The following is a 9,733-nucleotide window of genomic DNA, read 5'->3' as shown; positions in this document are numbered from 1 at the left end:
GAATTGATAGAGAAAGAGGAGGTTATTCGAATGATGGAAGAAAAACGGATGGATTTTTTAAAGGACACCAGTGATGCAATAGCCAGGATGCGGATGAAATACGACGAGATGGATGAGAAGACGGTGTATAAAAAAGGCATAAAAAAAGGGATGCGGAAAGGTGTAAAGAAAGGCGTGAAACAAGGGATGAAACAAGGATTGGAACAAGGGATGGAACAAGGGATGGTTCAAGGAATCGTAAAAGGGAAAGTTTCCTTGCTGAAGGAGTTACTGCGGCAGAAATGGGAATTAACGGAAAGTGATGAGAAAGATTTGGACAGTTTAAATGAAGAAGAAGTGAATCAGATCGTCCAAGTTTTAAATAGAATAAATACCCCAAAAGATCTTCATGATCAACTGAAAAAGCTTTCCGGTTCAAAGCATCAAGCGGAGAGTCATGCTCAATTTTCATTTTCTCATGACTAATTGAAGGAGAGAAGCCAAGGGAGAAAAGCAAATGGACTATTTAAAGGACACCAGTGATGTAATCGTCAAGATGCGTATCAAACAGGATGAAATGAACATGTAGCAGATAAAAAAAGGCATAGAATAAAGAATAGCACAGGGTGAAAGGGAAAATTAACCCTGAAGGACAGACTGAATCAGAGATGAGCGTTAACGGAAACGGATGAAGCCTGTTTAGATAAATTAAAGGAGAAGGATGTCGATCGGATAATCTTAGTTTCATAAAAGATGAATACGCTGGTCGATTTCCATGATCAGCTTAGAAAACTCACTCCGTCAAAAATTAACGGTTAAGAATAAAATCTGTAATTCTTCAAACAGACTAAAATAAAATTGTCTTTTGGTTAACCGACAAATAAAGTGTCATGACCATAAAATTACGTTCAGGATTCAATCTATGAACCGATCAAATTTTGAAAAGAAGAAAGAGCAGAAACCAGTATAATGATCAATGTGGAAATCTTAATTTTAACGATAATCTCTGGTTAATTTAGACGGAGGTTCCATGAGAGGAGCAGACCATGAAGGGAATTTTATTGTTAAGCCATGGCGATATGGCGAAAGGCATGCTGCAGTCATCTTCAATTTTTTTCGGTGAGAATTTGCCGCAGGTGCAGGCTTTAGGCTATCAGATGACTGATGACAGCGAGGCGTTTGAGGAAAGGATTGGTAAGGCGATCGCGGAACTGGACAGCGGCGACGGCGTGCTGGTGCTGACGGATCTGTTTGCGGGAACACCGGCGCACAAGACGACGCGCTATTTAAAGCCGGGGCAGGTCGATGTGATCTGCGGTGTTAACCTGCCTTTGTTTTTAGAACTGCTGGGTTTGCGGGAAGCTGGTGATCTGGATCTGAGCACGGTGATGCAGACTGGGAAAGATGGAATTCGGCTGTGGGAAGTCGCACAGCCGCAGAGCGACGACGATTTCTTTTAAAATCGGACGATTACGATAAGACTGAAGATTTATATTTTACAAAAACCCTGGCTGAGGCTGGGTTTTTTGTGGTTTTGGGCATTGGAAATCAGAAATCCAGATCAGGCTGAACAGGAAGATCAAAATTTCTCAGCTTCTTTCTTCACCTTGGGGTTGATGCCGTAAATCAGAAAGCTTGATTCAAGTCACAACTAAGATCTCAGAATGAAAAGTTCACAAAAAGCGTCCATTAATTATTACTTTTTGAAATTTTAGGTGAAAGCGCTTTAAGTATAATGATGATGTTGAAATCAACGGAAATCACCGCTGATGAAAAAAGAGGAGGAAAGGAAGAATGATTGTTCAACTTAGAATCGACGAACGTCTGATCCATGGACAGATTACCACTGCCTGGTCACGCTATCTCGATGTCAGCCGGATTGTCGTCGCGAGCGATAAGCTGGCTAAGGATCCGCTGACCACCCAGACGTTGCTGATGTCGGCGCCTGCAGGCAAAAAGGTCGCGGTGAAGACGATTCCCGACGCGATTAAGCTGCTGTCCGATCCGCGCGTGGACACGGTGCGCGTGCTGATCATTGTCGACAATCCGAAAGACGCGGTCGCTTTGGTCAAAGCCCTGCCGATCACGGAGGTCAACGTCGCCAACTACGTCAAGAAAAAATCCGCCAACAAGGTCAATCTGACAAGGGGAGTCAATTCCGATCCGGAAGATCTGGTCTATTTCAAAGAACTGGCCCAGATCGGCGGGCATGTATTCTCACAGCTGATTCCATCCAATCCGATTGAAAACTTCGCCGAGATCGTTTCCAAACTTTAAAGAAAAAGGGGGTTCCTCATGACCAACGCATTATTGATCGCGTTCGCCTATCTCTTATGGCAGGTTGCTGACAACTGGCTGGGATGGCAAACGTTTACCCGTCCGTTAGTTTTATGTACATTAACCGGTTTAATGTGCGGCGATATCACCACCGGCGTCATCATTGGCGCTGAACTGGAAGCTGTTTACATGGGCGTCTCCGCCATTGGCGGCGAAGCACCGTCCAACTATCAGGCCGCTTCCGTTCTGGCTGTCGGCTTTGTTGTTCTGTCCGGTGCGGATCAGGGCGTCGGCTTGGCGCTGGCTGTTACCGTCGGCACGCTGATCAACGCCGTGAAGCCGTTCACGCAGGCCATTGCCTTAGCGCTACATCCGTGGTTTATGAAAATTGCGGAAACCGGCAATGTTAAGAAATTCCGCATCGCCATGTGGATGCAGGTCATCTTCGTTTCTCAGCTGCTGAACACGATCGTCGTCTTCTTGGTCGCGTTGGGCGGCGAAGCGGGTTTGCAGACGTTTATCTCGATCTGCCCGGCCTTTATCATCAATGGTCTCAACGCTTCCGCGAACATGCTGGTAGTCGTCGGCTTATGCTTGACGACGCAGGCGATCTGGAATGGAACAACAACCGTCATGTATGTCATTCTCGGTTTTGTCGCCGTCAAATATCTGGCGCTGGGCACGCTGCCGCTGGCGTTGATCGGCATCGTCATTGCCTTCGCGCATTTCCAGAACAGCTATAAATTAGCGCAGAGCCGCTCTGCCGCGGCGATTGGCACGAATGCTCAGGAAGGGGATGATTTCTATGAATAAGGCGCCGAAACTGACTCCGGAAGAACGGAAAATGTTGAATAAATCGTTCTACTTCTCCTTAGGCACCAATATGGCAAGCAGTAAGGTTTCCCAGCAGTCCAAGTGCTTCGCGATGGCGATGGCGCCGGGATTGGAAATGTTCTATGACGATCCCGAAGACCGCCGTAAGGCTTTCTACCGCCACGCCGGCGAATTCTTCAATACCCATCAGGTATTCTTGGGTTTGTTGGTCGGCATCGCGCTGGCGATGGAAAAGCAGCAGGCTGAACATCCGGAAGACGATATTACGGAAACCATTTCCACGCTGAAAGCGTCCCTGATGGGACCGACTGCCGGCATCGGCGACAGCTTCTTCTTCAACTGCTACCGCGTCATCATCGCCGGTCTGTGTATTGGATTATCCGCCAACGGCAGTCTGCTGGGCGTCATTCTGTTCGTCCTGTTGTACGGCTGCCTGCTGCTGGTCTACAAATATATCTTCTTAACGGCCGGCTACCGCTACGGCACCAGCCTGATCACGGAAGCCTTTGAACGCGGCATCGTTCCGTTAATTACGGAAGCAGCGGGCATCCTGGGTGCGATCATGGTCGGCGCGCTGATCGCGCAGAACGTTTCGATCAAAATTGCGCTGCAGCCGGTGATCGGCGGTGCGACGATCGACTTCCAGGGCATGCTGGACTCGATTATGCCGGGCCTGCTCTCCCTGTTATTGTGGGGCTGGAGCTTCTCCCAGGTCCAGAAGGGCTGGTCGCCGACGAAATTGATCTTCATGATCATGGGCGCCTGCGTCGTGCTCGCTTTCTTCGGCATCCTCTAAAAAACCAAAGGCTGTCACGCAAATTCCAACCCGTGACAGCCTTTTTTAAAGCACATGGAAAATCCCGACGACATCCTTATAGGAGCGGTCATACAGAGTGTTGATAAACAGCTCGTTCTGATGGATGAACTGCTTCAGCAGGTAGGAAATGATCTGAACGTTCTCTTTGCTTCCATTGCCCTGTTGATAAAAGATGTAGACGCTCGCTTTCGCCCGTTCCCACAGCATCGGCTTCTTGTTGACGAACACCTCGAAGACCGGCTGCGCGATCCGCAGCGCCAGCGGCGTGATCAGGATGATATTCTTTTCCTTCTCATAGCTGATGAAGCTGCTGCGCATCTTTAAATCATGGATGAAATGTTCATAATCGCCTATTTCATTCTGATACAGCTTGTAGATTGCGTCATAGACCTGCATCTGCGAGGTGAAGCTGCATTTGTGGAAGTTCTTTTCACGGAACAAGGTCCGCGCTTTCGCGTTGAAGCGCTGAATCAGAAATGTGGAAAGAGAATTGAGATCCGACTGGATGTGATTCAGGTTGCAGTCGATCAAGGCTCCGGCGTAATTCTCCGGCAGGATGTGTCTGTTGACGTCTGTAAGCAGCGCGTCATAAGCGTCAAGCTCATGATTGAACAATTCCGTATATTCCAACACGTCAATGGATTGGATATAGCGCCCATACTGCATGCGTATTCGATCGGACAGATTTTCGCTGTAATACCGACCATGCCGGGAAACGACCGCAAATTTCATTTTGTTATAATAAGTGTTATTTTTAAATAGCGCGGAATTGAAGATGTAATAGGCATCCACTAAATCGACCTCCTGCAGATACACGCCGTGTTTCACCTTGTAAAACAAAGCGAACAGCGAGCTGATATCCGCGGATAACAGGCCGATTTTTGTCGAACCGGGAAGCTTCTCGGAATCGGAAGTGAAATCAAACTCTTTTTTCAAATTCAAGCCGTACAGATAACAGGCAAAATCCCGATAAAAAATCGTGTCGAATATGCCGTCGACTTCGTAATATTTGGCAATAAAATCGACAACCTCCTGGACTTCCTCCTGAATTGCGTGCCGGTCTGCGTCAGGAATCCAATCCGGCTGTCTTATCGTCATACAACAGGCGATCAGCGCGGCAAAAGATAAAATGTCAGTTTCGCTTACGCCTTCCTGAAAATAAACTGGAAGCTGAGCGTAGATTGCCTGGGCAGCTGGATAAACCGGCAGCGAATGCAGCCGCTGGATCTGGGAGGGGGTCAAGTGAAGATCTTTGCTGAAAGGGGAGCGGGTTCTGGCAAGCAGAAGATACTGCGCCAGTTTGATAAAGTGGATGTTTGGAATGGTGATCGCCTGTTGAGCGCTGAAATAACGCAGCACGCAATCGCGGACTGCCGTGGGATAGTCGGTATGATTGAGAAACAGCGCGTTGAAAATACTGGTGCGGACAAGCTGCGGATTTTCATGAACGAAGACCTTATGCATAAAAATCAGGCAGATTCGTTTCGACCATTCGGTACCTTCAATATATAACCCGTAATTGCGTTTGTTTTTCAAGTCGAGATGGAATTGATCGAGGATCAGCTGTGTCGAATCCAGCGTGCGCAGCACGGTGCTTTTGGAACAATATAAACTGTTCATCAGTGAGTCAATCGTCGTATAGGATGAAGCTGTTAACAGCTTCATCGCAATCGTATATGCGGTAGAAAATTCAGAGTAGTTCAAGTAGCGAAACTGGCGGAATTCTTTCAGGATCTGCGCTAAAAATGGCTGTGCCTGTTCCGGCCGGACCATCGTTAAACAATAACCGGAGGCAATCTTGGTGTCGATGAAGCAGCCATGTCCGCGGAGATAATCGTTGATCAAATCAATTTCCTTGCGGATCGTGTTGATCGAAACGTTGCATATTTTACTGAGTTCTTCGCTGCTGATGTAATCATGACAGGCCGCGATTTGCTGCAAAAGTGTTTTTCCAAGTTCGTTTAGCATCATTATTTCTCCTGAACTTCATTATAAAGGATTTTCAGGATTATTGCATGTGCATGGTGAGCAGACGGGTTATTATGGCCGTTTCGTGGTTTCGTTTGTTTCCGATTCTCCTGATCGTATTTCCAAGAACGCAGGGATCAGGAAGTGAATTTTTGAACAGCTGCAGGCTCTGCAAAATAAAAATGACGAGGCATATCGCAAATGGATTCATGTCCGGAGCGCTGCGCTTTTTCTCAAACTTCAATTTGATCCTGCTGCTGTAAAGTCTGACAAGGATGGATCTAAGCCATTTAGACAATGAAGCAAAATAGTCTTTTTACAAACAACGCCGTAAAATTTTACTGCGCCCATCGAAGAAACATTGCAGATCTTACTTCCTTTCACTCACCGCTGGCATCATTGCCGCAAAAGAAGAGGTGTTGTAAGATTTTATCTTCTGATTGTTATAACATTGTTTTCCCCGAGGCATGTTACTATAACACATTCCGGATGAGTTTGGCAGAGGAAAGTCAGGAAGAAAGCAGGGACTTAAAATAAAACAAAAATCATAGGTCCAAGTGAGGAAAATGATTTTCGAGGCTGTGCTTAAAGCGCTAAATAACGGATTGTGCAGGGAGATCAAGGAAGTTATAATAAGTTTAGATGAAGAATCTGGGCATGGGAGAAACAGCTGATGATTGATATCCGGGACAGAACCGCTTGTCCAACTTTGGAAGAAATTGGAGAGTACGTCAAGAATCCCCTATTTATTCAATTTTGCGAAGACATTAAAAACAGATATAAGGGCAAAGAAAAAATAGAATTTAGTTCCTGCAGTTGGAAATTCGGTTGGAATGTTAAGTGGAGAAAGGCGGGAAAGAATCTATGTACGATCTATCCTGAAAAAGGATATTTTTCCGTTTTAATCGTTATTGGACAAAAAGAGAAAGAAGCGGTTGAGGCTGTTCTGGAAGAATGTACCGCAGAATTAAGAGAGCTTTATTATCAGACGCAAATGGGGAATGGACAAAAATGGCTGATGATCGATTTAGAGGAGAAATCAAAAATGTATGCCGATATATTTCATTTGCTTGATATTCGCAAAGGCAGATGATTTCGGTTCAGTTGGACCAGCCCTGCATCTGGGAATTGAAATATAAATGGAAAAGAGGCAGATGAAAAGGCTGTCGAAAAGTATGGGGCAATTATATCGGCGGCACAGACGACAGTTTGACTTTGCTGGATTATCTCATTGGAAAGCAGAAAGATGAAATTTCATTAAGTGAAATCTTGGCGGATACAGGTCTGGATTAGCTGAATTGGAACTTCCAAATTACGGAATGGCCGCTTGAATTGAAAGACGAAGACGGTCTGGAACATGAATTTGATTTTTCGATCAGCCTTATAACCGATCTGGCCGCTCTTTTGTTGGAGTGTCAGGTTAATGGCAATGTGCCTTTAGGGCTAATTCAAAACAATGCGGATGACTGTACAATTCGAATTATTTCCACTTCCAAGGAAAAAGCTTGTATGAACAAAACACTGGCTGATTTGTCGAAGGACCCGCTGGCTCATGATCTCTATGAAATGGTTCCAGAGGAAGAAATGAAGGAAATAGCTCGCGACTGCGAAAATCTGCGTAAGGAATTATTTGGGTAAGCGGCCAGTCAGAATGAAAGGATGAAGAAAAGATCTGATTGAAGAACTTGCCGAGGTTTTGATGGATTTTAACGATGTTCTTCGATGTTATGGTATCTCTTCGGAAGAATTAAATCGGCTTATATCACAAAGTTTGAAAAAAATATGAAGCGTGGGTAAGCAAACCTCAGAAAAGAGAACCGGGCTCTCTAAAAGCAAGGTAACTGCTACACTACGGCATAGAAAGGAATGGAATTCGATGAAGACTGAAGAAGAATCCGGATGGGTTGAGAAAATTAACAAGATCTCAGGAAAAGAAGCTTTCATTCAATTTCTTGAAGACCTGTCTTTAGATTATCAACAACATCTTGAAGCATGGGAAAATACGACAATCCCTGACTATTTGCAACAAATGGCAAGCTGGATAGAAGACGATTCAGCCAGTCCCACCAAGAATATAGTCTGGGCGGAAGTGGATTTTCAGGTTTTGGCTAAAATTCTCTATATGGGAAAGCTCTATGAATAAAAGCTTTGCCCGGATTTCATCCTTCTCAATACGTTGGTTTCAAAAACATAATCAATTTGAAGCTGACGGACTGCAGCGAATCAATTCATTCGCTGTTTTTTATGGAAAAGAATGCGGCGAAGCGCTCAGTGTTCCGGAGGTCTTTTCTAGTTCAAAGCTCAGCTCATTGTTGAGTCGGAAAAGCAAAAGGAACGTTTTAAAATTGAGTTCAGTGGAAATCAGTTTCCGGATGTTTTAGCAGAAACCCAAACATGAACGCTTATCCGGATCCCATAAAAAAAGCGCCGCCGTTTATGGCTTTGCGCTTTACGAATTCAGTTCAGGCATGCTTTGCATTATAATCAAGACACCAGTTGATCGCATCCGCTGCGGATTCTACGATGTGCCCGGCGATGCGCTGCAGCTTGGGACTGCCGCTTTGCATCGCGAAGGTATGTCCCGCCCCGGCAAACATTTCCGCATCGTTCTGAGCGTCGCCGATCACCGCGATTTCCTCCGCTTTCAGCTTATATGCGGTCTTCAGATAGTCGATAAAGACACCTTTATGCGCCGCTCCGTTTCCAATTTCCAGAAGCTGTTTTCCGCTCTGAGTGACAAAGCATTGTCCCTGCAGCCGTTCACGCAGCCGCAGAAGGGCCGCAAGACAGACTTCCGGCGAAGGCAGCGTCAGCGACAGCTTGCCGGCGAGAATCCCGCGGTCATCGTTGAGGAACTCATCCAGTGTAAAATCCATGACCTGACCGATTCCAAGCTCAGCGCATTCCTTTCGGTAACGCTGCGCCGTTGGATGAAGAGGATCCGCAAAGATCCGTTCGGAATTCATGCCCTGAACCTGAATCATAGTCCATTGCGGAAACTCGCCGTCAAGGATGGCGACGATTTCGCGAAGCTGGCGGACCTGCAGCGGATCAGTGACGACGAACTGTCCCTGATCATAACAAACGGCGCCGTTAAATCCCGCGGCCCGGATGGCGCGAAACCCATATTTTTCTAACAAATGAATACCGTAGCCGATCATCCGTCCGCTGGCAACGCAAAACTCGATCCCCTGACGCTGAAGTGCTTTCAGCGCCGCTTCATTGGCCGGACATAAATCAAAGACCGTTTCTCCATGCCCTTCAAATAATGTGCCGTCAAGATCGCTGACAATCCATTTAATCATAATCGCTCCTTCTCCCCCCCCTGTTTTTTTTCTCTTTGCTTCTTATTTTACTCTGAAATCGGGCCTGAACGGAAGTTGAGATTTCCGCTTATCCGTCGCCGTTTCCGCTTCAGTATGCAGCTTATTCGTCTTCGTCGTCAAACTGCGGGAACTGATAATCATTCATGCAGACGACCGCTTCTCTGCCGACGTCGGCCAGCGCTTTGATCTCAGCCTCCGTTGCATTTTCATCCAGGCAGGTCAGCTGCAGCAACATGGGAAAATTCATTCCGGTAAACAGATAAGTGTTCGGCCGGGAAAGGTAGGGCAGAGCCAGCTGATTGACGCTGCCGCCCAGAATATCGGTGCACAGGATGACCTGATCGTCATCGTTAACACTTGCCCAGAACGATTCCAGTTCCGCTTTGGGATCACAATCGTCAACATAAGCACTGATCGCTGTGATCTGGTCGATATTGGCTGTGAAAATACTTAAGGTGTTCAGGAGGCCCTTCGCCATCCCGCCGTGACTTAAGAGTACAATTTTACGCATCATTCTTCCTTCTTTCTTTCA

At 46.3% G+C, this 9,733-nt stretch carries 9 protein-coding genes and 2 pseudogenes; 8 read left to right on the top strand and 3 right to left on the bottom strand.

The features are described 5' to 3' along the window. The 5 genes and pseudogenes from I2D94_RS15040 to I2D94_RS15020 form a co-directional block, all read left to right on the top strand. Positions 1–465, top strand: a pseudogene (locus tag I2D94_RS15040) (hypothetical protein); the annotation flags it as partial. Between the two features lie 560 nt (positions 466–1,025). Next, entirely contained in the window at positions 1,026–1,439 is a 414-nt protein-coding gene (locus I2D94_RS15035) for a PTS sugar transporter subunit IIA (RefSeq protein WP_195397497.1), read from the top strand. A 334-nt stretch (positions 1,440–1,773) separates the two neighbouring features. Then, positions 1,774–2,256, top strand: a complete 483-nt coding sequence (locus I2D94_RS15030) for a PTS sugar transporter subunit IIB (protein ID WP_006057784.1) — start codon at positions 1,774–1,776, stop codon at positions 2,254–2,256. 18 nt (positions 2,257–2,274) lie between these two features. Continuing rightward, positions 2,275–3,069 (top strand): PTS sugar transporter subunit IIC, encoded by a 795-nt coding sequence (locus I2D94_RS15025; RefSeq protein ID WP_072685236.1) that lies wholly within the window; start codon positions 2,275–2,277, stop codon positions 3,067–3,069. Continuing rightward, a complete protein-coding gene (locus tag I2D94_RS15020) occupies positions 3,062–3,886 on the top strand; it encodes a PTS system mannose/fructose/sorbose family transporter subunit IID (RefSeq protein ID WP_072685237.1) in 825 nt (274 codons plus the stop codon). The genes I2D94_RS15025 and I2D94_RS15020 overlap by 8 nt, the downstream gene beginning before the upstream one ends. Positions 3,887–3,931: 45 nt before the next feature. On the opposite strand, the gene I2D94_RS15015 is transcribed toward I2D94_RS15020, so the two are convergent. Continuing rightward, positions 3,932–5,878, bottom strand: a complete 1,947-nt coding sequence (locus I2D94_RS15015) for a helix-turn-helix domain-containing protein (protein WP_229056907.1) — start codon at positions 5,876–5,878, stop codon at positions 3,932–3,934. A gap of 670 nt (positions 5,879–6,548) precedes the next feature. Between I2D94_RS15015 and I2D94_RS15010 the strand changes: the two genes are divergently transcribed. The 3 genes and pseudogenes from I2D94_RS15010 to I2D94_RS15000 all read left to right on the top strand — a co-directional run bounded on the left by I2D94_RS15010 (position 6,549) and on the right by I2D94_RS15000 (position 8,018). Continuing rightward, the gene (locus I2D94_RS15010; RefSeq protein WP_072685240.1) at positions 6,549–6,968 is read left to right on the top strand and encodes a DUF3788 domain-containing protein; all 420 of its coding nucleotides are present in this window, start codon (positions 6,549–6,551) and stop codon (positions 6,966–6,968) included. A gap of 89 nt (positions 6,969–7,057) precedes the next feature. Further along, positions 7,058–7,513, top strand: a pseudogene (locus I2D94_RS15005) (imm68 putative immunity domain-containing protein); the annotation flags it as partial. A gap of 238 nt (positions 7,514–7,751) precedes the next feature. Then, a complete protein-coding gene (locus I2D94_RS15000) occupies positions 7,752–8,018 on the top strand; it encodes a hypothetical protein (RefSeq protein WP_083538611.1) in 267 nt (88 codons plus the stop codon). A 319-nt stretch (positions 8,019–8,337) separates the two neighbouring features. Here I2D94_RS15000 and I2D94_RS14995 read toward each other — a convergent pair whose 3' ends face one another. Both I2D94_RS14995 and I2D94_RS14990 read right to left on the bottom strand, forming a co-directional pair. Then, entirely contained in the window at positions 8,338–9,180 is an 843-nt protein-coding gene (locus tag I2D94_RS14995; protein WP_072685241.1) for an HAD hydrolase family protein, read from the bottom strand. Positions 9,181–9,301: 121 nt separating this feature from the next. Next, positions 9,302–9,715, bottom strand: coding sequence for a PTS sugar transporter subunit IIA (locus I2D94_RS14990; protein ID WP_195397496.1), 414 nt, complete (start codon positions 9,713–9,715; stop codon positions 9,302–9,304). Between the last annotated feature and the right edge of the window lie 18 nt (positions 9,716–9,733).

The sequence above is a fragment of the Holdemania sp. 1001302B_160321_E10 genome (assembly GCF_015552275.1).
Classification (GTDB): domain Bacteria; phylum Bacillota_I; class Bacilli_A; order Erysipelotrichales; family Erysipelotrichaceae; genus Holdemania.
This window is presented reverse-complemented; position numbering and strand designations above follow the sequence as displayed.